This window comes from Erwinia phyllosphaerae, assembly GCF_019132875.1.
In the GTDB taxonomy this organism is placed as follows: domain Bacteria; phylum Pseudomonadota; class Gammaproteobacteria; order Enterobacterales; family Enterobacteriaceae; genus Erwinia; species Erwinia phyllosphaerae.
On sequence record NZ_JAHSPF010000004.1, the window covers coordinates 124344 to 150519 of the forward strand.

Annotated in this window: 27 protein-coding genes; 16 read left to right on the forward strand and 11 right to left on the reverse strand. The window is 55.3% G+C overall.

Going from position 1 to position 26176, the window contains the following annotated elements:
* Window positions 1-19: 19 nt before the first annotated feature.
* The gene (locus KUE00_RS08890) at window positions 20-643 is read left to right on the forward strand and encodes a hypothetical protein (RefSeq protein WP_246759435.1); all 624 of its coding nucleotides are present in this window, start codon (window positions 20-22) and stop codon (window positions 641-643) included.
* A gap of 41 nt (window positions 644-684) precedes the next feature.
* Here KUE00_RS08890 and ygbI read toward each other — a convergent pair whose 3' ends face one another.
* A complete protein-coding gene (gene ygbI / locus KUE00_RS08895; RefSeq protein WP_246759436.1) occupies window positions 685-1446 on the reverse strand; it encodes a DNA-binding transcriptional repressor YgbI in 762 nt (253 codons plus the stop codon).
* A gap of 245 nt (window positions 1447-1691) precedes the next feature.
* On the opposite strand from ygbI, the gene ltnD reads away from it, so the two are divergent.
* The 5 genes from ltnD to KUE00_RS08920 all read left to right on the forward strand — a co-directional run bounded on the left by ltnD (window position 1692) and on the right by KUE00_RS08920 (window position 6693).
* Window positions 1692-2597, forward strand: a complete 906-nt coding sequence (gene ltnD, locus KUE00_RS08900) for an L-threonate dehydrogenase (RefSeq protein WP_246759437.1) — start codon at window positions 1692-1694, stop codon at window positions 2595-2597.
* Complete coding sequence (gene otnK, locus KUE00_RS08905) at window positions 2594-3850, forward strand: 3-oxo-tetronate kinase (protein ID WP_246759438.1); 1257 nt, start codon at window positions 2594-2596, stop codon at window positions 3848-3850. Before ltnD ends, otnK begins: the two co-directional genes overlap by 4 nt.
* Window positions 3850-4476: a 3-oxo-tetronate 4-phosphate decarboxylase gene (otnC, locus tag KUE00_RS08910; protein WP_246759740.1), complete on the forward strand. Its 627-nt coding sequence runs from the start codon at window positions 3850-3852 to the stop codon at window positions 4474-4476. Before otnK ends, otnC begins: the two co-directional genes overlap by 1 nt.
* Window positions 4476-5261: an HPr family phosphocarrier protein gene (locus KUE00_RS08915; protein ID WP_246759439.1), complete on the forward strand. Its 786-nt coding sequence runs from the start codon at window positions 4476-4478 to the stop codon at window positions 5259-5261. The genes otnC and KUE00_RS08915 overlap by 1 nt, the downstream gene beginning before the upstream one ends.
* A 76-nt stretch (window positions 5262-5337) precedes the next feature.
* Window positions 5338-6693, forward strand: a complete 1356-nt coding sequence (locus KUE00_RS08920) for a GntP family transporter (protein WP_246759440.1) — start codon at window positions 5338-5340, stop codon at window positions 6691-6693.
* A gap of 52 nt (window positions 6694-6745) precedes the next feature.
* On the opposite strand, the gene KUE00_RS08925 is transcribed toward KUE00_RS08920, so the two are convergent.
* The 7 genes from KUE00_RS08925 to KUE00_RS08955 all read right to left on the reverse strand — a co-directional run bounded on the left by KUE00_RS08925 (window position 6746) and on the right by KUE00_RS08955 (window position 13424).
* On the reverse strand, window positions 6746-7414 hold the full coding sequence (locus KUE00_RS08925; protein ID WP_246759442.1) for a methionine ABC transporter permease: 669 nt from the start codon (window positions 7412-7414) through the stop codon (window positions 6746-6748).
* Complete coding sequence (locus tag KUE00_RS08930; RefSeq protein ID WP_246759443.1) at window positions 7402-8187, reverse strand: methionine ABC transporter ATP-binding protein; 786 nt, start codon at window positions 8185-8187, stop codon at window positions 7402-7404. Before KUE00_RS08930 ends, KUE00_RS08925 begins: the two co-directional genes overlap by 13 nt.
* Window positions 8180-8980 (reverse strand): MetQ/NlpA family ABC transporter substrate-binding protein, encoded by an 801-nt coding sequence (locus KUE00_RS08935; protein WP_246759444.1) that lies wholly within the window; start codon window positions 8978-8980, stop codon window positions 8180-8182. Before KUE00_RS08935 ends, KUE00_RS08930 begins: the two co-directional genes overlap by 8 nt.
* 25 nt (window positions 8981-9005) lie before the next feature.
* On the reverse strand, window positions 9006-10013 hold the full coding sequence (locus KUE00_RS08940; protein WP_246759445.1) for an isopenicillin N synthase family dioxygenase: 1008 nt from the start codon (window positions 10011-10013) through the stop codon (window positions 9006-9008).
* Between the two features lie 312 nt (window positions 10014-10325).
* Window positions 10326-11612 carry a methyl-accepting chemotaxis protein gene (locus tag KUE00_RS08945; RefSeq protein ID WP_246759446.1) on the reverse strand — a complete coding sequence of 429 codons (1287 nt, stop codon included), beginning with the start codon at window positions 11610-11612 and terminating at the stop codon, window positions 10326-10328.
* Window positions 11613-12004: 392 nt separating this feature from the next.
* Window positions 12005-12772 (reverse strand): amino acid ABC transporter ATP-binding protein, encoded by a 768-nt coding sequence (locus KUE00_RS08950; protein WP_246759447.1) that lies wholly within the window; start codon window positions 12770-12772, stop codon window positions 12005-12007.
* Window position 12773: 1 nt separating this feature from the next.
* Window positions 12774-13424, reverse strand: coding sequence for an amino acid ABC transporter permease (locus tag KUE00_RS08955; protein WP_246759448.1), 651 nt, complete (start codon window positions 13422-13424; stop codon window positions 12774-12776).
* A 285-nt stretch (window positions 13425-13709) separates the two neighbouring features.
* Between KUE00_RS08955 and KUE00_RS08960 the strand changes: the two genes are divergently transcribed.
* The 3 genes from KUE00_RS08960 to KUE00_RS08970 are packed head-to-tail and all read left to right on the forward strand — an operon-like array spanning window position 13710 to window position 16472.
* Window positions 13710-14474 carry an ABC transporter substrate-binding protein gene (locus KUE00_RS08960; RefSeq protein WP_246759449.1) on the forward strand — a complete coding sequence of 255 codons (765 nt, stop codon included), beginning with the start codon at window positions 13710-13712 and terminating at the stop codon, window positions 14472-14474.
* 35 nt (window positions 14475-14509) lie between these two features.
* Window positions 14510-15115: a cupin domain-containing protein gene (locus KUE00_RS08965; protein WP_246759450.1), complete on the forward strand. Its 606-nt coding sequence runs from the start codon at window positions 14510-14512 to the stop codon at window positions 15113-15115.
* A 28-nt stretch (window positions 15116-15143) separates the two neighbouring features.
* Window positions 15144-16472, forward strand: a complete 1329-nt coding sequence (locus KUE00_RS08970; RefSeq protein WP_246759451.1) for an NAD(P)/FAD-dependent oxidoreductase — start codon at window positions 15144-15146, stop codon at window positions 16470-16472.
* 53 nt (window positions 16473-16525) lie between these two features.
* On the opposite strand, the gene KUE00_RS08975 is transcribed toward KUE00_RS08970, so the two are convergent.
* Complete coding sequence (locus tag KUE00_RS08975) at window positions 16526-17311, reverse strand: SDR family oxidoreductase (RefSeq protein ID WP_246759452.1); 786 nt, start codon at window positions 17309-17311, stop codon at window positions 16526-16528.
* A 52-nt stretch (window positions 17312-17363) separates the two neighbouring features.
* A complete protein-coding gene (locus KUE00_RS08980) occupies window positions 17364-18260 on the reverse strand; it encodes a GntR family transcriptional regulator (RefSeq protein WP_246759453.1) in 897 nt (298 codons plus the stop codon).
* 248 nt (window positions 18261-18508) lie between these two features.
* On the opposite strand from KUE00_RS08980, the gene KUE00_RS08985 reads away from it, so the two are divergent.
* From KUE00_RS08985 to KUE00_RS09015, 7 genes are read left to right on the forward strand one after another with little or no spacing between them, the layout of a single operon-like run.
* Window positions 18509-19261 carry an ABC transporter substrate-binding protein gene (locus tag KUE00_RS08985; RefSeq protein ID WP_246759741.1) on the forward strand — a complete coding sequence of 251 codons (753 nt, stop codon included), beginning with the start codon at window positions 18509-18511 and terminating at the stop codon, window positions 19259-19261.
* A gap of 20 nt (window positions 19262-19281) precedes the next feature.
* Window positions 19282-20016, forward strand: a complete 735-nt coding sequence (locus KUE00_RS08990; RefSeq protein ID WP_246759454.1) for an amino acid ABC transporter permease — start codon at window positions 19282-19284, stop codon at window positions 20014-20016.
* Window positions 20013-20759: an amino acid ABC transporter ATP-binding protein gene (locus KUE00_RS08995; protein WP_281434551.1), complete on the forward strand. Its 747-nt coding sequence runs from the start codon at window positions 20013-20015 to the stop codon at window positions 20757-20759. The genes KUE00_RS08990 and KUE00_RS08995 overlap by 4 nt, the downstream gene beginning before the upstream one ends.
* Window positions 20760-20772: 13 nt before the next feature.
* Window positions 20773-21948 (forward strand): M20 family metallopeptidase, encoded by a 1176-nt coding sequence (locus tag KUE00_RS09000; protein WP_246759455.1) that lies wholly within the window; start codon window positions 20773-20775, stop codon window positions 21946-21948.
* Window positions 21945-23048 carry a mandelate racemase/muconate lactonizing enzyme family protein gene (locus tag KUE00_RS09005; RefSeq protein WP_246759457.1) on the forward strand — a complete coding sequence of 368 codons (1104 nt, stop codon included), beginning with the start codon at window positions 21945-21947 and terminating at the stop codon, window positions 23046-23048. The genes KUE00_RS09000 and KUE00_RS09005 overlap by 4 nt, the downstream gene beginning before the upstream one ends.
* Window positions 23032-24201 carry a M24 family metallopeptidase gene (locus tag KUE00_RS09010; protein ID WP_246759458.1) on the forward strand — a complete coding sequence of 390 codons (1170 nt, stop codon included), beginning with the start codon at window positions 23032-23034 and terminating at the stop codon, window positions 24199-24201. The genes KUE00_RS09005 and KUE00_RS09010 overlap by 17 nt, the downstream gene beginning before the upstream one ends.
* A 9-nt stretch (window positions 24202-24210) precedes the next feature.
* Window positions 24211-25149 (forward strand): dihydrodipicolinate synthase family protein, encoded by a 939-nt coding sequence (locus KUE00_RS09015; RefSeq protein WP_246759460.1) that lies wholly within the window; start codon window positions 24211-24213, stop codon window positions 25147-25149.
* On the opposite strand, the gene KUE00_RS09020 is transcribed toward KUE00_RS09015, so the two are convergent.
* Complete coding sequence (locus KUE00_RS09020) at window positions 25118-26173, reverse strand: glutamine amidotransferase-related protein (protein WP_246759461.1); 1056 nt, start codon at window positions 26171-26173, stop codon at window positions 25118-25120. The two genes, KUE00_RS09015 and KUE00_RS09020, sit on opposite strands and share 32 nt — an antisense overlap.
* Window positions 26174-26176: the final 3 nt, after the last annotated feature.

The window sequence follows — 26176 nt, forward strand, 5'->3', positions numbered from 1 at the left end:
CACGCAGCGGGAAATAAATTTGAAAAAGAATTCTTATACATTAAAGCATAATAAAACGCCGGATGACATTAAGAAACATAAAGCATTACGCGGTTTGCGATGCTATGTTTCTTCATATTTCCACCATAAGCACAGGATACACCCTGACAGTAATACCTGTGAGCGCATTACGGAGGTGATAAATAAAATGTCTTCATCAGGAAAAAACGTCGCCCTGTTAAGTTATTGTAAAGCAAGGCATAGTGCAATAATATTTTGCGAGAGAGATACCTGGAGTATTGTTTCGGCATATGGCGATGGGGTGGTATATTATGGTGATTTATGCCATGAACAGCTGGTGGATATAATATACAGGGAATCGACCGGCTGGAAAGACACAATAAAAATGTCAAATGTGGTTTATATCGGCGGTCTGAATATTATCAGCATGGAACAATATATTAATGAATTTGCATCGGTAAATAAATTTAAGATTTTCACTAATAATTGCTCACGATTTGCCGCGAATGTTTTGATTGCAGGAAGCGGTCAGCAAAAAGGTTTTTTTACACATGACAGACCCTGCCAGATGCCTGCAAATACCTTAGAGTTAGCAAAGGAAATAGACCGCTTCTTACAAAAAAGAAGGGGCATCGTCCGCTAAGAGAGTAAACCGCTTCTTTTGAGGGGTGCCGGGGCGGCCCTTCAGGGCGCAAGGACCAGCGTCCAGCTTCCATCGCCCAGCGCTTCCTGGGCCGCCTTACCAAGCTGGGTATCGGTGATAATGCTGTCAAAGCAGCTCAGCGGCAGCGCCAGAAAGGTAGCAATTTTATTGAATTTGGAGCTGTCACTAAGCAGCACGCGTTTGCTGCTTACCTCACAGACTGTTTGTTTCACCGTCACTTTATCTTCGTCCGGTGTAAAAAGCCCGCGCGGCCCCCAGCAGGAGGCGGAGATAAAGGCGATGTCGATCGCCAGATTGCGCAGGCTGCGTGCGGCATTTTCACCTACGCAGGAGCGATTCTCACGGCAGACTGTACCGCCGGTATGAATAATTCGGCAACCGCTGGATTCCATCAGTAAATTAGCCACCATAAAGTCATTGGTCACTACCAGCAGATCCTCTCTGTCAACCAGCTCACGCGCCAGCGCCAGCGTCGTTGTTCCTGCATCAATATAGATACAGCTGTTGCGCGGGATCTGCTGTGCGGCATAACGGCCAATCGCATTCTTTTCCGCATTGTACAGGGCAGTTTTGGTCAGATGCGAAGGTTCCGATGCCAGCCTTTCAGCAGAGCGTACGCCCCCTGAGACGGAAAGAAGCGCGCCTTGTTCTTCCAGTTTCTGTACATCACGGCGAATGGTCATATGGGAAACGCCGAGCCGTTCCGTCAGTTCACTAAAGCTCACTACGCCGCGCTCGGCAACCAGCGCCAGGATCTGTTGATGTCGTTCGACCGGGATCACAATCACTCCTGTGAAATTTATCAATTTTTCACATTGTAATGGAAATGCAGCAGCAGGCGAATAAAAAAAAGCGTGCGTAGCGTGGCGAAACGCGTGCCGTTTCAGGACTGGTGAGGATGTGAAAATTTGTTCGCTATCACACGCAGAATCATTTTTGTGATGCGTGGCACATTTATTCAGCAGCCAGGCTGGCAAGATTAACAACATCGAACAAATAATCACTTAATTTAACACCGGAGGCCAGCGTGCCACTTTCAAACGTTTGTGTGATTGGTTTAGGTTCTATGGGTATGGGCGCGGCGACGTCGTGCATTCGTGCAGGTCTGAATACCTGGGGAGTGGATCTCAATCCCGCCGCGCTGGAAACGCTGCGTCAGGCTGGCGCACGTGATGCGCAGACGTCTGCCGACAGCTTTGTCGGTAACCTTGAAGCCGTGCTGCTGCTGGTGGTGAATGCCGCTCAGGTGAACGCAATCCTGTTCGGCGATAACGGCCTGGCCGCGAAACTGAAGCCGGGCACGGTAGTGATGGTGTCTTCAACTATCTCCGCCCGGGATGCGCAGCAGATTGAGCAGAAATTAGCGCAGCACCAGCTGCTGATGCTGGACGCGCCAGTTTCCGGCGGTGCGGCAAAAGCGGCTACCGGTGATATGACGGTCATGGCCTCCGGCAGCGACGCCGCATTTGAACGTTTACAGCCGGTGCTGGATGCGGTTGCCGCCAAAGTCTATCGCGTAGGTAGCGAAATCGGGTTAGGTTCTACCGTAAAAATTATTCATCAGCTGCTGGCCGGCGTGCATATCGCAGTGGGCGCAGAAGCGATGGCGCTGGCGGCCCGTGCCGGTATCCCGCTGGAGACGATGTATGACGTTGTCACCAACGCGGCAGGCAATTCATGGATGTTTGAAAACCGCATGCGGCACGTTGTGGATGGTGACTACAGTCCAAAATCTGCCGTCGATATTTTTGTTAAAGACCTCAACCTGGTCAGCGAAACGGCAAAATCACTGCATTTCCCGCTGCCGCTGGCTTCAACCGCGCTGAATATGTTTACCGAAGCCAGCAACGCAGGCTATGGCCGGGAAGACGATAGCGCAGTGATCAAAATTTTTAGCGGTATCACGCTGCCGGAAGGCAAGGAGCAAGCATGACGCGTTTAGGTGTTATCGCCGACGACTTCACCGGCGCGACCGATATCGCCAGTTTTCTGGTGCAAAACGGGCTGGCGACTATTCAGTTCAACGGCGTGCCTCAGCAGCAGGAGACGCCGGGCGCGCAGGCAATCGTGGTCAGCCTGAAATCCCGCTCCTGTCCGGTGGATCAGGCCATCGACCTGTCGCTGGCCGCGCTGCGCTGGCTACAGGAGCAGGGCTGCGATCGTTTTTACTTTAAATATTGCTCAACCTTTGACAGTACGGAACAGGGCAATATCGGCCCGGTAACCGACGCGCTGCTGGCTGAGCTTGGCGAAACGCAAACGGTTATTTGTCCGGCGCTGCCGGTAAACGGCCGAACCGTTTATCTGGGCCATCTGTTTGTCGGCGAGCAGCTGCTGTCAGATTCCGGTATGCGTCACCATCCTGTTACGCCGATGACGGACAGCAACCTGCTGCGTCTGATGGAGCGACAATCGCAGGGGAAAGCGGGCCTGATTGCCGCTTCGGTACAGGATCAAGGCGCGGAGGCTATCCGTACAAAACTGAATGAGCTTGCCAGTCAGGGTGTGAATTACGTGGTGCTGGATGCGCTTAACGAGCAGCATTTACTCATCCAGGGCGAAGCGCTGCGCGATATGCGTCTGGTGACCGGCGGTTCCGGGCTGGCGACAGGACTGGCGCGGCAGTGGTCAACATCCGCTACGCAAGAAGATGCCGAAACAAAAGGGCGGCCGCGTGGCGATCGCGCAATCATTATCTCCGGTTCCTGTTCGCAAATGACTAACCGGCAGGTTAACGCTTATCGCCAGCTGGCACCATCTTGTGAAGTGGAAGTGACGCGCTGTCTGGAGAATGTGCAGGCGTATGCAGGGCAGCTATGCGACTGGGTGGCTGATAACAGCGACCAGCCGCTGGCCCCGCTGCTTTATGCCACTGCCGACGCGCAACAGTTACAGGCTATTCAGCAGAAATATGGCGCACAGCGTAGTAGCGCAGCGGTGGAAGAGTTGTTCGCGCTGGTTACTCGTGAACTTAAAGCGCGTGGCTGGCAGCGCTTTATCGTAGCGGGCGGCGAAACGTCCGGCGTGGTGGCGCAAAGCCTTGAGGTAACCGCTTTTCATATTGGGCCGACCATTTCGCCCGGCGTTCCGTGGGTGCGCGATATCCACCAGCCGTTATCGCTGGCGCTGAAGTCAGGCAACTTCGGTGACGAACAGTTCTTTCGCCGTGCACAGGAGTTTTCATGATGACTGAACAGCAAGCACGGCAGGAGATGGTAAAGCTGGGCGCTTCATTTTTTACACGCGGCTATGCAACCGGCTCGGCGGGTAACCTTTCCCTGCTGCTAGAAGACGGCAATCTGTTGGCCACGCCTACCGGCTCTTGTCTGGGCGAACTGGATGGTGACCGTCTGTCGAAAGTGACGCCGGAAGGCGAATGGCTTTCCGGTGATAAACCTTCTAAAGAGATCGCTTTTCATCGCGCGCTCTATCTAAACGATCCTGAGTGTAAAGCGGTAGTCCATCTGCACAGCCACTACCTTACCGCGCTTTCCTGTCTGCAAGGGCTGGATACGCAGAACTGCATTCGTCCCTTCACGCCTTACGTGGTGATGCGCGTCGGTGATGTACCTGTGGTGCCTTATTACAAACCTGGCGATATGCGCCTGGCGGAAGATCTGGCTAAGCTGGCCGGTCGCTATCGCGGCTTTTTGCTGGCTAACCACGGCTCGGTCGTCGTCGGGAAATCACTGCGGGAAGCGGCCGATAACACGGAAGAGCTGGAAGAAACGGCTCGTCTGATTTTTACGCTTGGCGATCGCTCCATTCGTTACCTCAGCGATGCCGAAGTTACAGAATTAAGGAGTCGATAATGCCGAAGTTTGCCGCAAATTTGTCTACCCAGTTTAACGAAGTGCCTTTTCTGGAGCGCTTTGCCGCTGCGGCTAGCGCCGGTTTTACAGCGGTAGAGTTTCTGTTTCCTTATGACTATCCCGCGGCGCAGCTGAAACAACTGCTGGATGATAATCAGCTTAAGCTGGTGCTGTTTAATACGGCGGCGCGTAACGTTCAGGCCGGTGAGTGGGGCGTTAGCGCCATTCCGGGCCGTGAAGCGGATGCACGGGCAGATATTGACAGCGCGCTGGAATACGCGCTGGCGCTGAACGTGCCGCAGGTCCATATCATGGCCGGTGTGGTACAGGAAGGGATGGATCGTCAGGCCTGCGTGGATACTTTTATCAGCAATATTCACTATGCAGCAGATCGTTTTGCACCGCACGGCATCAATATCTTGCTGGAGGCGCTTGGCCCGAAGATCAAACCAAACTACCTCTATGCCAGTCAGCATCAGACGCTGGAGATGATGCAGCAAATCGATCGGCCAAACGTCTTTACGCAGCTCGATCTTTTTCACGCGCAGCTGGTTGACGGCAACCTTAGTCAGCTAATCCGCGACAATGTCGGTCGCTATCGTCATGTGCAGATTGCCTCTGCGCCAGACCGACACGAACCTGATGAAGGCGAAATCAACTATCCATGGTTATTTAACCTGCTGGACGAAGTGGGCTACGACGGCTGGATCGGCTGCGAATATATTCCGCGCAACGGTACGCTGGAAGGCCTTGGCTGGTTTAAACCCTGGGCTAAACACGCCTGATCCTGTTTCCGGTGCTGTGGCACCGGCTTTACCTGCACCCTCCCGATAAAAAGATAAAAACTATCCGAGGCTTACTATGTCCACCGCTTTGCTGTTAGCTATCGCGACCGCCAGCATTGTTATTTTGCTGCTGCTGGTTATTAAAGCCAAAGTCCATCCGTTTGTTGCGCTATTGATTGTCAGTCTGCTGGTCGCGGTGGCTACCGGTATTCCGTCCGAAAAAATCATGGAAGTGATTATGAGCGGGATGGGCAGCCTGCTTGGCCATATCGCCATTATTATCGTGCTGGGCGCTATGCTGGGCGCGGTTATCGAAGCTTCCGGCGGCGCGGAGTCGCTGGCCCAGCGCTTCAGCAAAACGCTGGGCCTGAAGCGTACCGTTGCGGCGCTAACGATGGCGGCGTTTATTCTCGGGATCCCGGTATTTTTTGAAGTCGGCTTTATTATCGTGATCCCGCTGATTTATGGTTTTACTAAAGTTGCCCGCGTTTCGCCGATAAAGTTTGGCCTGCCGATGGCGGGCGTGATGTTAACGGTGCATGTGGCACTGCCTACTCATCCGGGGCCAGCGGCGGCGGCGGGCATTCTGCATAGCGATATGGGCTGGCTGATGCTGCTGGGCCTGGTGATTTCCGTACCGGTCAGCGTGGTGGGCTACTATGTGGCGAAAGTAATGAATAAGCGTCGCTACCAGCTTTCGGTAGAGGTGCTGGAAAGCTTACAGATGGCGAAGCCGGAAGGCACAGAGAAGAAGAACGAACCTGCACCGCCGGGCGCGCTCACCATTTCCGGCCTGATCATCGTACCTATTGCGTTAATCGTTCTGGGGACGCTGGCGCATTCGCTGCTGGCGGAAGAGAGCGTGCTGCGCAAAATCATGATGGTTATCGGCACGCCGCCAATTGCGTTACTGATTGCGCTTGGACTGGCCGCGTGGCTGCTGGGCGTACGTCGCGGCTGGAGCAAGGATAAGCTGGAAGATCTGACTGGCCGGGCGATCCCCGGCTCGGCAAGCGTGATTCTGGTAGCCGGAGCGGGCGGCGCGTTCGGTAAAGTGCTGGTGGAATCCGGCGTGGGTAAAGCTTTGGCAACCGCGCTGGAAACGCTCCATCTGCCGCTGGTTCCGGCCGCGTTTATTCTGTCGCTGGCGCTGCGTGCATCACAGGGTTCTGCTACCGTAGCGATTCTGACGACCAGCGGTTTACTTACTTCTGCTGTTGGCGGAGCAGGTGACATCCAGCGCGTGTTAGTTACGCTGGCTGCCTGTTTTGGCTCGTTAGGGCTGTCGCACGTTAACGATGCAGGCTTTTGGGTAGTAACGCGCTATCTTGGCTTGTCGGTAGCCGACGGACTGAAAACCTGGACCGTGCTGACCACCATTATGGGCCTGACCGGCTTTGCGCTAATCTGGCTGATTTGGGCGCTGGTGTAAGAGAGGGATTCAGGCCAGCCGGAGCAGATACGGGCCGGCTGGCCTGAGGCGTTTAGCGACGGTGGGCCAGGCGACGAACCAGCCTATCGCCCGACTTTTGTACCAGAAACACCAGCAGCAGCAAAACAACAACCGTGGCTACCATAATTTGATTATCAAAACGCTGATAGCCATAGCGGATCGCCAAATCACCCAGCCCGCCGCCGCCAATAACGCCCGCCATGGCAGAAAAACCGATCAACATCACGATGGTCAACGTGACGCCAGCAAGCAGTGCTGGTAACGCTTCTGGCAACAGCACCCGGCTAATAATGTGCCAGCTGGTGCCGCCCATCGATACGACAGCCTCCACGCGACCGTTATCAACCTCTGCCAGTGCGCTTTCAACAATCCTGGCAAAGAAAGGAAAAGCACCAAGCGTCACCGGCACGATAGCGGCAGTGCTACCCAGCGTAGTGCCAACGAGCAAACGGGTGAAAGGGATGGCGATAATCAGTAACACCACGAAAGGTAACGCTCGTCCAATATTGACCAGCGCGTTTAACACACCAGAGACGGCACGGTTAGGAAAAAGCCCCTGCTGGCGGCAGACAAACAGCGCAACGCCAACAGGCAAACCAATTAATGTGGTAAACACCGCGGCTATTGACACCATATAAAGCGTCTCAAGCGTAGCGTTAACCATTAATTCCTGAAAGCTCGTCCATGCTACGCCACGCATTTTGTCTGCCCCACGCTATATTTTTGCATAAAAATGCGCTCGGTCTCACCGTCCTCAATCAGCAGCTGTCGCAAGGATGAACGAGGGTTGGCCATAATGTTTGCCAGACTGCCGCTTTCAATCAGTTCCCCTTTATCCAATAGCGCTGCGCCGTGGCAGACTCTTTTTACCACGGCCATATCGTGCGTAATCACCACCACGGTGATAGCCAAATCCTGCTGCAGTTCGACCAGTAAATCCAGGATAGCGAGGGTTGTTTCTGGATCAAGCGCACTGGTCGCTTCATCGCATAGCAAATAACGTGGTTCAGCGGCCAGCGCACGTGCAATACCCACACGTTGTTTTTGCCCGCCGGAAAGCTGTGAGGGCCAGGCGTTTGCTTTGTCGGCCAGTCCCACGCGTTCCAGCAATTGCACTACCCGCAGCCGACGCCGGGCGGCCGGGATACCGGCAATATCCAGCGACAGCTGAATATTCTCCGCAACCGTGCGCGAATGAAGCAGATTGAAATGCTGAAATATCATACCCATTTGCTGGCGCTGACGGCGTAACTGGCCGGGTGCGAGCGCAGTGATATCCTGCCCATCAATCCAGATATGTCCTGAAGAAGGACGTTCCAGCAGATTCAGTGAACGCAGCAGCGTACTTTTCCCGGCACCGCTACGGCCAAGGATACCGAAGATTTCACCCTGAGGGATGGTCAGAGAAACGTTGTTCAGGGCGGGAGACGAAGCGCCCGGGTAACTTTTAGTGAGCTTTTCAATTTTAATCATGTCGCTTATCCGTAACAGGTATCACCGAACCGTGGTATTGCTGGCGAATGAAGCTGGCAACCTGAGGCGAGGTCAGATCTTTGGCGAGGCGTAAAATACGAGGATCTTTTGCCAGCGCAGGCGTCGTGACCAGCAGGTTTGCATAAGGATTATGCAGTGCGACCTCCAGACCCAGCGCATCTTTCGCCGGTTCCAGTCCCGCTTCCAGCGCGTAGTTGCCGTTAATCACTGCTGCATCTACATCATCAAGCGAGCGGGGAATTTGCGGTGATTCCACCTCAATAATCTTGATTTTTTTCGGGTTGCTGCTGATATCGGCTGGCGTGACCAGCGTAGATTCGGCGGAGCGAGTGCCGTTCAGCTTAATCAGTCCCTGGTCTTGCAGTAACCAAAGCGCCCGACTCAGATTTGTAACATTATTGGGCACGGCAATCGTTGCTGCCTGCGGCAAGTCATTCAGCGTTTTGAACTTATGAGAATAAATGCCCAGCGGTTCAATGTGCACAGCTGCCGCCACGACAAATTCTTTATGCAACGCTTTTTCCTGGTCATGCAAATAGGGCAGGTGCTGAAAATAATTCGCCTCGACATCGCCAGCCGCCAGCAGTTCATTCGCATTTACGCCGCTGGTAAGCTCGACGATGTTCAAATCAAGTCCCGGATCTATTTTCTTCACATAATTGAGTATTTCGGCATGAGGTACCGGATCGGCAGCAACGCGTAGCGGGGCGGCCAGCAGTGAATGTGAGACCAACAGAGACAGCCCGGCCAAAAATAGTGCAGATTTACGCATTTAATGCTCCCTTTTTCGGATGGAATTAAAGATCGGCATAAAAACGCCGGGCAACGTCTGGATGAGAACGTAGTCGTCCTTTCAGATAATTAAATCCAACGTCACGCAGCAAAGGATTGAGCGGATCGCTCGCCGGGCCGTGTGCCAGCTGGGCCAGTTCTGGCGGCAATGGATAAACGGGTACCGTAGCGCTGAGATCGGCCCCCAGGAAAAAGGCAATGGAAAGTCGCTCAGTACCGGGCGGCGGCGAGAGCACACGGTGCACGGTCGCGCGCAGATAACCATTGGTAGCCAGCTCCAGTAGTTCGCCAATATTTACGACCAGCGAACCGGGCAGAGGCAGCGCATCTACCCAGCGATTGGGCTGGACTTCCACCTGTAGACCACGCTGCTTATCCTGCAACAAGAAACTGAGAAAACCGGAGTCTTTATGCGAACCTACTCCCTGGCGTGTACCTTCCGTTGGCTGACCGGGATAACGGATCAGCTTCACATGCTCGTTAGGCAGCTCGCCGTATAGCGGATCGAAAGCCGTGGCTGGCAATTGCAAAGATTCAGCAAATGCTCTTAATAGCGTCAGCGCTACCTGATTCATCTGCTGCTGCCAGCGAGTTATCACCACCTTGAGTTCCGGCAGCGCGTCAGGCCACTGGTTAGGCCCTTGTAAACGTTGCCAGGGGAGAGCAGGGTCAACGGGGAGCGGTGGCCGATCTGCGCCGATATCGAACTGCTCACGATAATCCGGTGCGTTACGGGTAATTTCTGAACCGGCAACGTTATAACCACGAAAATGCGGCGAATTCTCCATTCTGACCTGCCACTTTTCCTGCTCTGGCAAGGCGAAAAACTGATGCGCAACACGTTGCACATCATCCAGCAAGCCCTGTTCAATACTGTGGTTAATCAAATAAAAGAAGCCGGTTTCGCGCGCCGCTTCATTAAGCTTATCCAGGGTAGCGTGGCGCAGCGGACTGCTTTCCCGTAATCCGGCGCAATCTATGACGGGTAAAGAGAGCGTTGGTGAAGCGGACATAGGAGATACCTTTTTTTATCAGATATCAAAACCCTGCCAGCGATGATGATGGATGGCTACTAACTAAAATCACTGTGAAATTGCAGAAAGCGCATTAGCTGAGGGGATAAGAGAAAGGACGGACTCACTCTGGATAAAAAATAGAGCGACTTCTTATCGAACACGAGCGCTTATAGTTACAACATACAATATTAAATCATATAAACAAAGATTACATCTGCATTGGCAAATAAATATCAGGCTTAACAGGGTTAAAGATGTTTATATCGCCCGGAAGGCAAGGGGAACCTTAGCGCTCCCCCGTTCCGGTTGTTAGACATCCAGCCGATGGATCACGCTGACAAACTGATGCACACCGCTGTTGATTTCCCGCAGGCTGCGCGAAAGCTCGCTAATTTTGTCCTGTTCGGAAACCACAAACTGTTTTACCGCATCCAGCTGCTCGTGCATTTGCTGAATCAACTGCGTATTGACCTCTACCACAGAGGTAATTTTTTGCGTAGCGGTGGCGGTGGAGGCAGCCAGACGGCGAACTTCCGCCGCCACTACGCTAAATCCGCGTCCGGCCTCGCCAGCGCGGGCTGATTCTATCGCTGCGTTTAGCGCCAGGATATTGGTTTGTGAAGCAATGACGTTAATAGTTTCAACGACTTCCCGGATACTTTTTGCCGACGCGTTCAGCTGCTCGCCAATCGCCGCCGCGGTGGTTACCTGACCGGAAACCAGCCCGGAATTGCGTACGGTTTCATCCAGGACTTCATTGGCATTATGGGTAATTTGCGACGTTTCTTCCGAAGTGGTGACCGCAATATCCGCCACGCGTTTGGCTGCCTCAACGCGTGCAGTAATATCAGAAGCAATTTTGATGACTTTGCAAACTCTGCCATCGGCATCGTAAACCGGGTTATAGCTGGCTTCGAGCCAGATACGTTCGCCGCTGGCGGTTTTGCGTTCAAAGCGGCCCACAAAGTGCTGGCCCTTGCTGATTTTCTGCCAGAAGTCGGGATTTTCACGATAGAAGGTGTCATAGCAGAAAATGCGATGGTGCTGCCCGACAATATCAGATAACGCATAGCCCATATGGGTCAGGAAATTATTGTTTGCAGTAATAATTTTGCCGTCGGTGGTGAATTCGATAACCGCCATCGAACGATCCAGGGCGGTAATCACGGCTTCTTTACTCTCCAGCTCCTGATGGCGCTCGGTGATATCAGTAGCGATCTTGATAACCTTATAAACCTTGCCTTTATCGTCGCAGACCGGGAAGTAGGTGGCACTAAGATAGAAACGCTGATGGTTTTTGCTAAAGCGCTCAAAAATGCCCGTCACCGATTCGCCGGTAGCCAGCGTCTGCCAAAAACTGCTGTAGGCAGCCGTGCGGCAATATTCCGGATCGCAGAAGATCCGATGATGCTTGCCCTGAATCTCACTGAGCGAATAGCCCGTCACATCCAGAAACTGCTGATTGGCGCTGAGAATCTCTCCATCAGGCAAAAATTCAATCCATGCCACATGTTGTTTAATGGCATTGATATCCTTAACGATGCCGTTGCCTTTGGATAAAGGCAGAGAAAGATTCGATTTTTTCACACCAAACATAGAAACCTCAGGAAGTTATCACTCTCTCATTGATTCAACGACGGGCAGCTTTTCGCTCTGAGCCACGACAGCTGAATTTGTACAGTAACCCTGACGGGCCGCATAATTTCTCCGGCTGTGGACGCTTTATCATCCGCGTACGGATGACAGCCTCTCTTTACGCATTCGAGTGCGCGGGCCGGGAACTGTCTTTAACTTACCTGATGTATAAAAAATAAAGGGACAGGCCAATCAGCCCGTCCATATTCCAGATATCGGCAAAAAAGCCAAAAGTTTGAGAGAAATATGTAAATGTGTGACCGCGTGTAAACGCGTCCGTAAGGCAGGTTATTCAGATGATTGATTACACAGGCTAAAGCCTGACGGAGCAAAAGGATGCCAGTGGCCCGGTGCTAAAATGCAGCACGGCATTGTGCGCAGCATCGTGTATCCGTATCGCCCAGCACGCGTCGCAGGAAATCCTGAGTACGCGCTTCCCGAGGCTGCAACAGGATCTGCTCAGCGGGGCCTTGCTCTACTATCTGCCCACTGTGTAAAAAGCAGACGCGATCGGCAACCTGGCGAGCAAACTGCATCTCATGCGTCACCACAATCATCGTCATGCCTTCATCCGCCAGGTTACGCATTACCTGAAGCACTTCACCAACCAGTTCCGGGTCGAGGGCAGAAGTAGGTTCATCAAACAGGATTGCCTTCGGCTGTAGCGCCAGCGTGCGCGCAATCGCCACGCGCTGCTGCTGCCCACCAGAGAGCTGCCCCGGCCATGCGTTAACCTTATCCGCCAGACCGACCAGCGCCAGCAGGGATTTGGCGCGCTTTTCAGCCTGGCTGCGCGGCTCGCCGTTAACGTGGATAGCACCTTCCATCACGTTTTCCAGCACGCTACGATGCGGAAAAAGGTTAAAGCGCTGAAAGACCATGCCGATCTGCCGACGCAAATCGTTAATGTTTTTATGGCGATTGTTCACGCGCTGGCCCAGCACTTCAATCTCTCCGCCTTCGTAGGTTTCCAGGCCATTAATGCAGCGTAAAATCGTCGATTTACCAGAGCCTGACGGTCCGATCAGGCAAACCACTTCGCCAGGCTCAACGCTGAAGCTGACGCCTTTTAGCACTTCAACTCGCCCAAATTTTTTATGTACGTCGCGGATCTCAATCATCTCAGGCTCCTTTAATCTGGCGTTTTTCCAGCTTTTTGGTCAGGGCCATTAGTGGCATACACAACAGCAGATAAAGCATGGCCACCAGGGTATACACAGTGGTGTTATCAAAGGTAGAGGCGGCGATAAGCTGCCCCTGACGGGTCATTTCCGTTACGGCGATGGTTGAGGCAAGCGCGGAATCCTTCAGCATCATCAATAGCGTGTTGCTGTAAGGCGGCAACGCAACATGAAAAGCCTGCGGCAGAATGATGCGGCGCATAGCCTTAGTGAAACTCATCCCCATGGAGCGCGCTGCCTCAAGCTGGCCGCGATCGACGGATTCAATCCCGGATCGAAAAATTTCTGCGATATAGGTCGAAAAACAGAAGGCGATACCCGTCACGCTGGCCTGAAAAGAACTCAGCGTGATGCCAATATCAGGAAATACAAAGTAAATATAAAAAAGCACCACGATCATCGGCAGGCCACGCGTAATGTTAATAATTACCGCAACGGGCCAGGAAATAATTTTCCATGGGCACATTTTTGCCGCCGCAAATAACAGACCCAGCGGGGTGCTGATGACCAGTGATAATAGCGTGATAACAATTGTCATTTCGGCCCCTTTAAGCAAAAAGGGCAGATAGGTATGAATGCTGCTCCAGTCCATCTTAAGCTCCTCATCAGGCCGCGCAACGCAGATCGGGGCGGGGAATTTCATTATAATGAATATCTTTAATGGCGAAGCCTTGTCAATAATTACCATGACGACAAAGATAGCGAATAGTTATTACCGGCATAAGCATTTATTATTGCTGCGCGCTCAATGAAAAGGAGAGTTAATCAATTATAAATAAATTGAGGTGATTTAAAATTAAATATTGACAGCTGCCGCGTTAATTTCATTATAGTGAAAACACCGTTCGCCCTTTTCTGACTGATACAGGAGTGAATTATGTCCTTTGCCCGTAGCAAACTCTTTTTAAATCTCTCTCTGACGATGATGTTGACGACAGCTTTTGCCGCGCAAACGCAGGCGGCGATGCTGACGGCCGGTTCGCCACCTTCCAGCGCACCGACCACTTTTCTGAACACACAAAACGGAAAAATTGAAGGCTTTATGCCTGACGTGGCGGCAGAAGTCGCGAAACGTCAGCATCTGGGCGTCAATTTTACCGCCGTACCGTTCGCCACTCTCATCCAGTCGGTGATTGCCGGAAAGATCGACATGATTGTGGCGGGCATGACGCCTACCCCTGAACGTGCCAAACGCATTGGCTTTTCGCAGGAAGTAACCGCTTTCGGCGCGGGCCTGGTCGTGCGTGACGACAACAAGAAACCTTATCACTCCTGGCAAGATCTCAAGGGGGAGGTCGTTGGCTCTATGGCAGGCACGGACTATACGCAAAGCCTGATGCAGAGCGGCATCGCCAAAGAGGTTAAGGTTTACGACAGTCCGGCGGATATGACGCGCGATCTGTCGCTGGGGCGTATCGCAGCGGGCATGAATGATTATCCTATCCTCATGGCCCAGCAAAAGGCGGGCGGGATGAAAGGAATGCACGTCGTTGAAGGCTACCGTCCGGAACATGTTTCACCGATGGCGTTCGGCGTCAAAAAGGGCAACGATAAACTTCTGGCGGAGATTAACAGCGCCTTAACGTCCATGAAACAGGACGGGACGCTGCAGACCATTAAAACCAAGTGGGGAATGCCGTGAGCCGCACGGCAGCCGCGATAGCAAAGGAACAGCCTGTGAAAAAAGGAGCAGTAAACAAGGCGGAGCAAGACATCGCCGAAACGGATATCGGATCGCGCCTGAAAACGCTGCGTAAAGCGCGCAAGCTGACCATTACCGAGCTGGCGCTGCTGGCAAACGTTTCTGCTGGCGCTATCAGCCAGATAGAGCGGAACCTGACCAATCCCACCGTGCGGATGCTGGAGCAGCTCCGGCTCGTGCTAAAAGTACCGCTGTCGGCCTTTCTGGAAGAGGATCGCTTCTTATTGCGCGGCGCTGAGCACTATGTACGTCGGCGTGAGGAAAGACCGCATTTTAATGTGGGCAAGCGTGGCATTGCCAAAGAGATGCTGTCGCCTTCGGGCGATCATGATATGCAGTTTATGTATATCCGCATTCCGCCCGGCGTTCGCTCCGACGAGATGCTGATTGGTCAGGGAGAGAAGGCCGGCCTCGTGATTGAAGGCGAGCTGACGCTGGAAGTCGGGGGGGAAACGCTCTCCCTGGCAACCGGCGACAGCTTTCAGTTTAAAAGCCATCTGCCGCACACTATTTTTAACCATACGGATAACGACGTCAGGGTGCTGTGGATCATGCATATTTCGCCCGGGCAGCATCTTTGAATACTCTGTCATTTAAAAGGTTTTCTCTATGCGCATAAAAATTAACAGCGTTATCGACAGCCCCACGTTACCCGAACAGGTTGATGTCATTATCATCGGCGGCGGCATTATCGGTACGTCGGTGGCTTATGAGCTGGCGAAGCAGGGGGTGACCGTCGCGCTGCTTGAAAAAGGCGTTATCGGCGGCGAGCAGTCCGGGCGCAACTGGGGCTGGGTAAGACAGCAAAACCGCGATCTCTATGAGCTACCGCTGGCCATGCGCAGTCTGCAACGCTGGGAAGAGCTGGGTAGTGAGATCGGCATGGATCTTGGCTTTCGCCGCAGCGGCATTTTGTACGGCTCACAAAACGAAGCAGACGTGGCGCGCTGGGAAAAGTGGGGGAAGCAGGCAAAACAGGTGGGTTTTACCAGTCATCTGCTTTCGGCTAAAGAAGCGCAGGAGCGGCTGGGAAACGGCACGCGCTGGACGGGTGGCGTCTGGTCGCCAACGGATGGACGAGCGGAGCCAGGCCTGGCCGCACCGGCCATTGCTACCGGCGCACAAAAACTTGGTGCTTCCATCCATCAGCAGTGCGCCGTACGGGGCCTGGATATCAGTGCCGGCAGAATAACCGGCGTCTGGAGCGAACGCGGACGCGTGCGGGCAAACCGGGTAATCTGCTGTGGCGGCGCGTGGAGCTCACGTTTCTGTAAGCAGTACGGTATTGACCTGCCCAGCGCCAACATTCTTGGTACCGCCTTTAAAACCACGGCCGCACCGGAAGTGATCAAAGGCTGCCTGAGCATACCGGAACTCTGCATACGCCGCAGGCTGGATGGGAGCTATACCGTCGCCGTTCCCGGACTGGGCAGGCTCGACCTTGCACCGCAAAACATCCGCTACGCCGCGAAGTTTTACCCGATGTACCGCAGCAAAATCGCCAAAAAGCTAAAGATTCGTCTCAACGGCTCTTTTTTTAACGGGCCGGAAGCGGCAGGCCGCTGGTCCGTTGATGCGGTTTCGCCATTTGAAAAAATCCGCGTGCTCGATCCCAATCCAGAGCAGCAGATTGTGGATAATGCACTGCGCACGCTGGTCACTGCTTTTCCGGCATTGAAAGGGATTGCGGTCGATCATGCGTGGGGCGGCTGGATTGATACCACACCGGATCTAGTGCCGATCATTGATGAAATGGCGACGTTGCCCGGCTTATTTATTGCCTCAGGCTTTAGCGGGCACGGGTTTGGCATTGGCCCCGGCGCGGGTATGCTCTGTGCGCAGCTGGTTAACAACCACCAGCCGTTTACCGATGTTACGCCTTATCGCCTGGCGCGTTTTGCCAAAGGCAATGCCATTCGTGAACCACAGATGATGTAAAGCGCCCGTGCATAAAACAGGCGGGAAAGATAAAACCTTTCCCGCCTTGTCACTTAAACAGAACCGATCAAACCACCATCCACGCGGATCACGCTGCCGGTGATATAGCTGGCAGGTTGACCAGCCAGGAAGGCTGCGGTAGCGCCATACTCTCGCGCTTCGCCGTAGCGTCCGGCAGGAATAGCCTGGCGGCTTTTGTTCGCGACCTCTTCGGCACTGCTGTTTTCGCGCGTAGCCTTGATAGCATCCAGCTGGCTAACACGATCGGTGGCGATGCGTCCGGGCACCAGCACATTGACGGTGATCCCGTCTGCCGCAACCTCTGCCGCCAGCGTTTTTGACCAGCCGAGCAGGCTCATCCGCAGCGCGTTAGACAACGCCAGATTAGCTATCGGCGCGATAACCCCGGAGGAGGTTGACGTAATAATCCGTCCCCAGCCTCGCTGGCGCATAGTGGGCAATACTTTGTCGGCCAGTTGAATAAGCGACGCCACCATCACGGAAAACTGCTGCTGCCAGACGGCACTCTCCGTCCCCTGGGCCTGAGCAGGCGGCGGCCCGCCTGAGTTGTTCACCAGAATATCCACATCGCCCCAGTGCAGGCGAATAGCGTTGAGCACCGCATCAAAAGTTTGCGGCGCGGCCAGATCCAGCTGAAAAGCCTGCGCTTCGCCGCCCTGGGTTTCGATCAACGCAACCGTGGCCAGCAGTTTTTCCATGTTCCGCCCGGTAACCGCCACCCGGCATCCTTCCTGCGCCAGCGCAACGGCCATCGCCCGACCTAATCCGCTGCCGGCACCGCATACCAGCGCCACCCGACCTTCTATTTGCAAATCCATTCTTTTCTCCTGATTGTATTTTCAGGATCTGAATGTGCAAAAACGGTGCCGACTATGCACCGGGTTTACGGATGTGCACCTGATCGAAGGCGGATTGCAGGTGCGCGGTCATTAAATTTGCGGCCCGCTGCGCATCGTTTTCGCGCAGTGCATCAATGATGGCGACATGCTCTTCGCACCATTCCTTAACACGACGCTTATTGTGATAGCTGCCGAACTCCAGCAGGCGGCGCAGGCGATTCTGCTGCACAATCGCCTGTAGTACAAAAAGGTTGCCGCTGGCCTCGGCCAGGACTTCATGGAATGCCGCGTCGGTTTCGAAAATTTCCTTCGCCGGAACCTGAGTAATATCCGTATGGGTAATTAACCGCAGATGCTGCGCGCGCAGACGCTTTAACAGCTGGCGATCGACGCGCAGCTGCGGGCTAAGCAGCGCCGCAGGCTCAATCATCAGCCGAAAACCGTAGCTGTTGCGCAGCGCCACCGTGGAATTAAGCGTCTGCTGAAAACGCCAGCCGTGCCCGGCATTACGCGCGATTAAGCCATCTTCCGACAGCTTTACCAGCGTACGCGTCAGCACGCCGCGATCCACATCGTAGCGCTGGCTGATTTCTGTCTGGGTAAACGATTCCGCCAGGACGCCAGCAATGCGATCGCGCACCAGCAGTTCATACAGCGTTTGATCGTTGCTCTGGGGCGGCTCTATCTCAAGGTGCCGCAGCTCTTCAACGCTTTTCAGCATAAAGAAGCCCTGATTGGGCCGTGCCTCTACCGCGCCAAGCCGGGTAAGTTCCAGCAGTCCGGCACGCACTGGCGTACGCGAAACGCCAAGGGCGTCGGCCAGATGTTGTTCACGTAAATGGTGACCTGGATCGAATCTTGCTTCAAAGATAAGGTCAAGCAGTCGACGCGCGATGCGGCGGCGGCTGGCAGAAGAGTCAGTCTGCATAGGGAAGGATTCTCTGAAAGTATTATTGTGAGCTAAATATACAATAACACGTACTGCAGATTGCCGCGATACCAGGCAAAAGTTGCACGTTGACCGGGCAGGATGCACCAGAAGGGAGCAATTTTCCATTTTCATTATTGTATTTTTTGATTCAAAAAAATCAATTTAACTCAAACCAGGAGAGCCAGATGATCAGTCATTCCCTGCGCATGTTTCGCTTATTGGGCGTGGTTTCCACCCTTGCCGCTATGCCATTTGCCAGCGAGGCGGCTCCGACAGGCGTTGAGGCCGGCAAGCTAACCTATGGCACCGCCGCCACCTTTATGCCGTTTGAGTTTGTTAAGGACGGCAAGCTGACCGGGTTTGATATCGACCTGATTACCGCGCTCAGTAAAGCTATCGACCTGCAACCGGCTCCGATGCCGATGGAGTTCAAAGGGCTGATTCCGGCGCTGCAAAGTAAACGTCTCGACATCATTAACTCGGCAATGTACGTCAATCCAACCCGCGCTTCCCAGGTGGACTTTGTGCCGTATCTGAAAATCGGCAGCCGCGTGGTTGTGCGCAAGGGTAACCCGGAAGGCATTACCGGGCGCGATCTGTCTCTGTGCGGCAAAAACGTAGCGGTAACGCTGGGCGGCATTGAAGAGAGCCAGGCGCGTGCTGACAACCAGAAGTGCCTCGCGGCCAAAAAGACCGCTATCAACGTGCTGACCTTTCCAGCGGCGACCGATTCTGCCGTCGCCGTTGCACAGGGCCGGGCTGACGCTGAATTCCTTTCCACGCCGGGCGCCGTAGCGCTGTTTAGTGAAAAACCCGGCCTGTTCGAAGCGGCAGGCGCAGAGTTTGAAGCGGACACCCATATCGCCTTCGCGGTACGTAAAGGCGATAGCGAAACCAAAGCACAGCTGGAGAAAGGGCTGCAAAGCCTGGTGAAAGACGGCACCTACCGGCAACTGATTGAGAAATGGAATTTCCCGGCCTCCGTTGCCCTTTTTTAACCTGCTGACCGGAGAAAGCTATGTCGATCGATTTAATGTGGCAGTACGTCATCTCACCCGAGTTCCTGCAAGGCGCATGGATGACGCTGCTTATCACACTGTGCTCGCTGTTGTGCGGCGTGGTGCTGGGACTGGTGCTGGCGCTATTACAGGAAGCGCCATTCCGTGCCGGTAAAGGACTGGCGTTCGTTTACCTGTGGCTCTTTCGCGGTACGCCCGTGCTGTTCCAGATCATCTTTGTTTACAACGTGTTGCCCGGTTTCGGTCTGCGCTTTTCCGCATTTACCTGTGCCGTGATGGCGCTTTCACTCAATGAAGGTGCCTATATGGCCGAGATTTTGCGCTCCGGTTTGCAGGCGGTAAAAAGCGGGCAGCGCACCGCGGGAATGGCGTTAGGCATGACCAATTCGCAGATCATGCGCAGAATCGTACTGCCGCAGGCTGCGCGCATCGTCCTGCCGCCGATGGGTAACCAGATGATCAGCATGCTGAAATCCAGCGCGCTGGTCTCGGTGATTGCCGTACAGGAGCTGTTGCTGGTCGCGAATCAGACCGCCAGCGCCAGCTTTCGCTACTTCGAAGCGCTCTGTGCTGCGGGCATTTATTACCTGCTGCTGACCAGTCTGTTTATGGTCTTCCAGTCATGGCTGGAGCGCTCGCTGGATCCAAAAATGCGCCGCAGCAAATTTCAGAAAGTCCGCTCGCGCCAGGGCAAGCTGGCCAAACCGGGGAAAGCCGCAGGAGACCTGTCATGAACGATAAGAAAAATCGCCTGCTGGAGATGATCGGCATCGACAAAAGCTTTGGGCGGCAGCAGGTACTGAAAAACTGCTCGCTCAGCGTGCAGCGCGGTGAAACCGTGGTGCTGATTGGCCCCTCCGGCTCTGGCAAGTCGACGCTGTTGCGCTGCGTCAATCTTCTGTCGCCCGCCGACAGCGGAGATGTGTTTTTTACGCAGCAAAATATCAGCCGTGGCGAAGTCCCGCCGCCTCTGCTGCGTCAGCGTATTGGCATGGTATTTCAAAACTACGAGCTGTTTTCTCATCTGACCGCGGCGGAAAACATCATGCTGGCACCGATGACGGTGCTGGGCGTGAACCGCATCGACGCGCGTAAACAGGCGGAAATGTTGCTGGCAAAGGTACGTATGCCGGATCGCGCTGACCATTTCCCCGATGAGCTTTCCGGCGGGCAACAGCAGCGCGTGGCGATTGCTCGTGCGCTGGCGATGAAGCCGGAGCTGATGCTGTATGACGAACCGACCTCGGCGCTCGATCCGGAAATGATCCGCGAAGTCCTCGACGTCATGGCCGAGCTGAGTGCTGAAGGCATGACCAGCATGGTCGTGACGCACGAAATGGGCTTCGCACGCCGCGCGGCCAATCAAATTTTGTTTATGGAAGAGGGCGAGATCCTTGAACGCGCCAGCGCCGACGATTTTTTTACCGGCCAGGTCAGCGAGCGCGCCAGGCGTTTTCTCGACCAAATCCTTCACTGATTGCGGAGTAGCTATGACGACTTACCCGATTGACAGCGTACGCATGAAGCGCGATCTCGCGATGCTGGTTGCTATTAACACTGAAAACCCACCGGGACAGGAGCGCCAGGCTGCCGAATGCGTGGCGGGCTGGCTGCGCGACGCGGGTTTCGATCTTTCGTTCAGCGAATATGCGCCGGGACGTACCAACGTGATTGCGGTGCTGAAAAATGGTCAAGGCCCCGTTTTTGCCTTTAATACCCATCTGGATACCGTACCGGCTGGCGGCGGCTGGAGCAGCGATCCTTTTACGCTGACCGAGCGTGAAGGGCGGCTATACGGACGCGGCGCGTGCGATGCTAAAGGGCCGCTGGTCGCGATGGTCGAAGCATTACGCCAGCTGGCGGCGCTGCGTCACGCCTGGTCCGGTACGCTAATGGGCGTCTTCACCGCCGATGAAGAGGTCGCCAGCGAGGGCGCTAAATTCTACGTCAAAGACGCCCCGCCTACGATTGATTTTGCGGTGATTGGTGAACCCACTTCCAACGCAACTTTCTCGGCGCATAAAGGCAGTCTGCGACCACGCGTCAGAGTGAAGGGCGTGAGCGCGCACTCCGGCACGCCAGAGCTGGGCGTTAATGCCATCTATCAGTCGGCGAAACTGCTGGGCCTGATTGAACAATCGCATCAGCAACAGGTGCGCTGCCGCTGTCACGCTTTGGTAGGTAACGCCAGCCTGACGGTAACGCGTATCCACGGCGGCCACGCCGACAACGTGGTGCCGGACAGCTGCGAACTGCTGCTCGATCGCCGCATGGTGCCTGGGGAAGATGAAGCCGTCGTGAAAGCAGAGCTGCAACAGCTGCTTGACCATGCGCAGGCTGCATCCGGCGTCGAGGCTGAAATCATCGCCTGGCAGCCGACTACCGGCGGCGCAACCGAAACCGACAGCGGCGAAGCGATTGTGCAGCACAGCCTGGCAGCCTGTCATCGTCACGGGCAGAGTGAACCCGGCCCGTTTGGCTTTCAGGGTGGTTGCGACCTGGTGCATTTCCGTACGCTGGGCGCAAAAGGCGTGGTCATTGGCCCCGGTAGCCTGGCCGTAGCGCATAAGCCGGATGAGTTCGTGCCGGTAGAAGAGTTTATCGCCGCCGCCGCCATCTATCTTGATATCGCGCTGGCGATGCTGCCGCAGGAGAAATCAGCGTGAAAGCAACTTTGTGGCGCGGCAGTCTGCACTACGACGGGGTGACTTTGCATACCGCCGCTTCGGGTGCGGTTAACGCGCTGGATACGCTGTGGCTACAGCTGGACGATGGCCGCTTTGAAGGTATCGGCGAAGTCCGGCTGAATATTCAGTATCTGCATGGCTACAGCGTCGAGCAGGTGCTGGATAATGTTACTGAGACGCTGGCGCGCCAGGACTGGTCGCTGCCGCCGCAGGTCATGCTCTCAGGCGTGCATACCGTTGATTCCACGCTGCTGGCCCCAACGCGCATGCTGATCGATATGGCGCTGCACGATCTGTTGGCAAAGCGCGCGGGTTCCACGCTGGCGCACTGGCTGGGCGCACCAGCTTCCACACCTGCATTTCGTACTAACCAGACGCTGTTCTGGGCCAGCGAAGCGGAAATGCTGGCACAGGCGGAAGGCTACGTCAGGCGCGGCTTTACCCACCTGAAACTGCGTACCGGCGTAGCGGATATCGCTACCGATCTGGCACGTTTGCAGAAGCTTCGTGACGCGTTTGACGACACCGTTTCGCTGGCTATTGACGTCAACGGCCAGTGGTCGCTTCAGCAGGCTCACTCTGTTTTCCCGCTGTTGCGCGAGCTTGGCCTGAGCTATGTCGAGCAGCCGCTGGCGGTGGCGGACGATGGTTTGCTGGCACAGCTCAGCGAATACGGCGTACCCATTATGCTGGATGAAAGCCTCAACAGCCCGGCGGCCATTGAACGGCTGATTACCGCTAACGGCGCGCTGTGGGGCCATCTCAAACTGGTCAAGCTTGGCGGCATTGCGCCAACCTTTGCGGCGGCACAGCGTCTCCAGGCGGCGGGCATTCCTTTTATGATCGGCCAGATGAATGAAGGGCATGCCGCGACGGCAGCGGCTCTGCAACTGTGCCGTGTGCTGCGGCCCGCGTTTGCCGAACTGTATGGCGCAGACGGCCTGATCGACGATCCGGTCAGCGGCTTAACCTATCAACACGGCGAAATTTTCGTTACTGATTCTCACGGCCTGGGCGTGCATTTCGATGCCGCGCGCGCCATTTTCCTCCAGGAGTTTAGTCATGCAACAGCTGAATAACGTTATTCAGGGCAGCGAGTCCGCCTTTCATCAGGAAGAGTACGCCGGACGCATCCATCGCACGCGTGAACGTCTCAACGCGGCGGGCGTGGATGTGATGATCGTCACCGGCCCGGAAAATATTTTCTGGCTGACCGGCCAGCAAACGCCGGGCTATTACACCTTTCAGGCGCTGCTGTTGCCGGTCGAAGGGGAGCCGGTGTTTGTTATTCGCCAGCTCGAATATTTTAACTTTATCGCCAACACCTATATTGCCGACGCCGCTATCTATCAGGACGGGGACAATCCGGTCGACTTTCTTGTCGGCATGCTGCAACAGCGCGGCTGGCTGAATAAGCGTATCGGGCTGGATAAACGCGGCTGGTTCCTGCCGGTTGCAGTATACGAAGCGCTGCAAAGCCAGCTTGGCAACATTGCCGATACCGCCGGAGTTATTGAGCCACTGCGTGCCGTGAAGTCTGCCGCAGAAGTAGAGAAGATCGCCGCCGCCGCACGCTATGTCGATGCCGGTATGCGGGCCGGTATGGCCGCAATCCGCACCGGGGCCGATGAAAATGCGCTTGTTTCTGCCATGATGGGCGCGGCAATTGCTGCCGGTTCGGAATATGTTGGCATGGAACCGCTGGTCTCCAGCGGCCCACGCAGCGGCGTGCCGCACGGCACCTGGCGTCGGCGAGTGATGCAGGATAACGATCCGGTATTCCTGGAAATGGCCGCCTCGCACGATCGCTACCATGCAGCGTTGATGCGTTCGGCGTGGATTGGCCGACCACCGGCGATTGCGCTGGAAATGGAGAAGGTATGCCAGGAAGCCTTACAGGCCGCGCTGGATGCGATTCGTCCAGGCGCAACCTGTGCGGAACCGCATATCGCCTGTCAGCGGGTCATCGATCGCGCGGGCTTCACCGATAACTTCAAAAAACGTACCGGCTACTCTATCGGCGTTTCCTTTGCGCCGGACTGGGGCGAAGGCGGCATTCTCAGCCTCTACAGCGGCGTGACTACCGAGCTACAGCCGGGCATGACCTTTCACATTCCGCCTGCGTTGCGCATCTATGGCGAATTTACCGTCGGCGTCAGCGAAACCGTTGTCGTGACCGAAACTGGCTATCGCCAGCTCGGTACCCTGGCTCGCCCTTTAACACTTTTATAAGGAAAACAGATGAAAGATATCAACGAATGTCGTGAACGCCTGCGCGGCATTTTCAACATCACCGTGACGCCGTTTACCGCAGCGGGCGAGATCGACTTCCCGGCGCTGTACGAAAATATTGAGCGCGCGATCGGGCTTGGCTACGACGGTTTGCTGATTGGCGGCACCTACGGTGAATTTCCCGTGATGTCGCTGGCCGAACGCCGCGAGCTGTTTAACGCGGTTATGGAGCGCGTGCAGGATCGCGTCGCCGTCATGCTGTGCAGCGCCAGTTCCGATCCGCGTGATGCACGGGAACTGACCCGGCTGGCAGGCAATCTCGGCGGCCTGCCGATGGTAACGGCACCGTTCGTCAGTGAAATCACCGACTCGCAGATCCTTGCCTTTTTCCGGGAAATGGCACCGCTGTCTAAAACCGGCATCCTGGTTTATAACGCGCCGGGCATTGGCATCACGCTATCACCGGCACTGCTGGAAAAGCTGGCGGAGATCCCGGGCGTGGTAGGCATTAAACAGGGCGATCTTAATCCAACCGCCATTGACCAGATCGCTAATCGGTTACGCGGCAAGCTGCGGCTGTTCTGCGCCTCCGATCTGGCTTTTCTCGGCCCGATGATGGCCGGTTTTGACGGCATCAGCACCACCAACAGCGGCGCTTTACCGGAACTGATCCTTGCTACCTATCGGGCGCTGGAGCAGGGAGACGCCGCCACCGCGCGCGATTTGCATCAGCTGTGGTTTGATTACCGCACGCTGGCACGTCAGCACGGTCAGCCGCAACTGGTAAAAGCGGCGATGGCGCTACGCGGCTTCAACGGTGGTACGGTACGTGCGCCGCTACAGCCCATCACCGAAGAGGCGCTTACGGAACTGACCAGCGTGATGCAACGGCTGGCCAGCAACAAGCGCAGCGGCGTTACCCTGGCAGCGCCTGTAAAAACGCCATAAATAGCGGGTGCGGGGCATCCGGACGCGACAGCAGTTCCGGATGTCCCTGAACACCTTGCCAGAAACGGCAGTCGGGCAGGGAAATGCCTTCGATGATGTCCTCGGTTTGCGCAGTGATCTGCACGCCGCTGGCCAGCAGCAACGGCAGCAAAGCCGGATTAAAACGGTAGCGATGGTTATAGGGCATCCGGTTAAACGGTGCGGCGGCAGGAAAGGGTAGCAAACCGCAGCGATGGCGGCGATCGGCAAAGGGAATGAAGCTGTGAATCTGCGCCTCCGGAGCCACTTCCGCCAGCATTGCCTGCTCAAACCCGGCGTGACGTTGTAACGCAGCGGTGCACATGCTTTGCATACCCAGGCACAGGCCAAGAGTGGGGATGTTACGTTGCCAGCTGGTATGCGCAACGGCAATTTGCCCCGCAACCGCCGCCATTGAAGCGCCGCCCGGCAGCACCACGCCTTGTACTTCGTCGAGTTCGTGCAAATCCGTGGACAGCTCGCCAGGCGAAAAAAAGCGGATATCGAGCGATAAATTCAGCCTGGCCGCTGCCGTGTTTAAGGCATCAAGAGTAGCCGGATAAGCGTTGCGCTGATCGTGTTCACGCGCAATTAGCCCGATTCGCAGCACATGGCCATCGGGCAGCGGATGGCTGGTATCGTGCTCGAGCAGCGTAGCTTCACCTTCCTGCAAATATAAAGGAAGGTTGTTTGAATGGCTGTACAACCGCGGGCCCGGCAGATGCGCAACCCTTGCCGCATCGGCAAGCGCCAGCACGATGACCGCATCACGAGTCGGCAGCCGATCGACGTCGCTGACCTCGTGCTGCAAAGTATCGCTGCGATACAGGCCGCTGGTTACACAATAGCCAGCCTGCGCCACGTGCTGATAGCTATCGGGAAAATCGTCCGGAAAGCTCGGGCGCAGGCTCCATAACGGCAGTGCATGCCGGTTCGCCCACAGGCTGGCGAGCAGACCGAAGCGCGCCGGAACGCGAGCATCATCGAGAATAAAAGTAGGTAACACGGC

Excerpts from the sequence above, each read along its gene's own strand:
- KUE00_RS08930 (WP_246759443.1), bottom strand. The coding sequence starts at position 8,187 with ATGATTAAAATTGAAAAGCTCACTAAAAGTTACCCGGGCGCTTCGTCT.
- KUE00_RS09015 (WP_246759460.1), top strand. The coding sequence starts at position 24,211 with ATGAAAGATATCAACGAATGTCGTGAACGCCTGCGCGGCATTTTCAAC.
- KUE00_RS08940 (WP_246759445.1), bottom strand. The coding sequence starts at position 10,013 with ATGTCCGCTTCACCAACGCTCTCTTTACCCGTCATAGATTGCGCCGGA.
- KUE00_RS08945 (WP_246759446.1), bottom strand. The coding sequence starts at position 11,612 with ATGTTTGGTGTGAAAAAATCGAATCTTTCTCTGCCTTTATCCAAAGGC.
- KUE00_RS08955 (WP_246759448.1), bottom strand. The coding sequence starts at position 13,424 with ATGGACTGGAGCAGCATTCATACCTATCTGCCCTTTTTGCTTAAAGGG.
- KUE00_RS08925 (WP_246759442.1), bottom strand. The coding sequence starts at position 7,414 with ATGCGTGGCGTAGCATGGACGAGCTTTCAGGAATTAATGGTTAACGCT.
- KUE00_RS09010 (WP_246759458.1), top strand. The coding sequence starts at position 23,032 with ATGCAACAGCTGAATAACGTTATTCAGGGCAGCGAGTCCGCCTTTCAT.
- KUE00_RS08980 (WP_246759453.1), bottom strand. The coding sequence starts at position 18,260 with ATGCAGACTGACTCTTCTGCCAGCCGCCGCCGCATCGCGCGTCGACTG.
- KUE00_RS08960 (WP_246759449.1), top strand. The coding sequence starts at position 13,710 with ATGTCCTTTGCCCGTAGCAAACTCTTTTTAAATCTCTCTCTGACGATG.
- KUE00_RS08915 (WP_246759439.1), top strand. The coding sequence starts at position 4,476 with ATGCCGAAGTTTGCCGCAAATTTGTCTACCCAGTTTAACGAAGTGCCT.
- KUE00_RS08995 (WP_281434551.1), top strand. The coding sequence starts at position 20,013 with ATGAACGATAAGAAAAATCGCCTGCTGGAGATGATCGGCATCGACAAA.
- KUE00_RS08970 (WP_246759451.1), top strand. The coding sequence starts at position 15,144 with ATGCGCATAAAAATTAACAGCGTTATCGACAGCCCCACGTTACCCGAA.
- KUE00_RS08920 (WP_246759440.1), top strand. The coding sequence starts at position 5,338 with ATGTCCACCGCTTTGCTGTTAGCTATCGCGACCGCCAGCATTGTTATT.
- otnC (WP_246759740.1), top strand. The coding sequence starts at position 3,850 with ATGACTGAACAGCAAGCACGGCAGGAGATGGTAAAGCTGGGCGCTTCA.
- otnK (WP_246759438.1), top strand. The coding sequence starts at position 2,594 with ATGACGCGTTTAGGTGTTATCGCCGACGACTTCACCGGCGCGACCGAT.
- KUE00_RS09000 (WP_246759455.1), top strand. The coding sequence starts at position 20,773 with ATGACGACTTACCCGATTGACAGCGTACGCATGAAGCGCGATCTCGCG.
- KUE00_RS08950 (WP_246759447.1), bottom strand. The coding sequence starts at position 12,772 with ATGATTGAGATCCGCGACGTACATAAAAAATTTGGGCGAGTTGAAGTG.
- KUE00_RS08990 (WP_246759454.1), top strand. The coding sequence starts at position 19,282 with ATGTCGATCGATTTAATGTGGCAGTACGTCATCTCACCCGAGTTCCTG.
- KUE00_RS08985 (WP_246759741.1), top strand. The coding sequence starts at position 18,509 with ATGCCATTTGCCAGCGAGGCGGCTCCGACAGGCGTTGAGGCCGGCAAG.
- KUE00_RS08935 (WP_246759444.1), bottom strand. The coding sequence starts at position 8,980 with ATGCGTAAATCTGCACTATTTTTGGCCGGGCTGTCTCTGTTGGTCTCA.
- KUE00_RS08975 (WP_246759452.1), bottom strand. The coding sequence starts at position 17,311 with ATGGATTTGCAAATAGAAGGTCGGGTGGCGCTGGTATGCGGTGCCGGC.